Annotated in this window: 1 pseudogene; it reads right to left on the reverse strand. The window is 69.2% G+C overall.

Annotated elements, in window-relative coordinates:
• A pseudogene (locus FHL79_RS24830) lies at positions 1-711 on the reverse strand (NAD(P)/FAD-dependent oxidoreductase); the annotation flags it as partial.

Consider the following 711-nt stretch of genomic DNA (forward strand, 5'->3'; position numbering starts at 1 on the left):
CTGGAGCCGGTACACCGGGGTCGGGATGCCGGCCTGTCGGGCCTTGAGCTGCAGCGCGAGGTACAGCGAGTAGTGCCGGGACTGGTGCAGGTTGCCGCCGTGGAACCACAGCGCCTGCTGCTGGGTGGGCTTCCACATGTTGCGCTGCTCGCCCTCCCACGGGCCGGGGTCCTTGATGGTGTCCGAGCCGTGCCCCCACACCTTCCCGACCCGGTCGGCGACCTCCTGGGAGATGAGGTCGGCGGCCCAGCCGTTCATCGAGCCGTAGCCGGTGGCGTAGACGACCAGGTCGGCCGGCAGCACGGTGCCGTCGGCCAGCACCACCGAGTCCTCGGTGAGGTGGTCGACCTGTCCCCTCACCAGGGCGACGTCGCCGTTGGCCACCAGCTCGGCGGCCCCCACGTCGATGTAGTAGCCCGACCCGCGGCGCAGGTACTTCATGAACAGGCCCGAGCCGTCCTCGCCCCAGTCGTGGTCGAACCCCGACTCCTCGAGCCGCTGGTAGAAGTCGGCGTCGCGTTCGCGCATCTGGTCGTACAGCGGGATCTGGAACTCGTGCATGATCCGGTACGGCAGCGAGGCGAAGACCAGGTCCGCCTTCTCCGTGGTCATCCCCGAGGCGACGGCCTGCTCGGAGTACAGCGCCCCGAGGCCGATCTCCATCAGCGAGTCCGACCGGACGATGTGCGTCGACGAGCGCTGCACCATCGT

Origin of the sequence: Modestobacter altitudinis, assembly GCF_005930475.1 — a bacterium.
Classification (GTDB): domain Bacteria; phylum Actinomycetota; class Actinomycetes; order Mycobacteriales; family Geodermatophilaceae; genus Modestobacter; species Modestobacter altitudinis.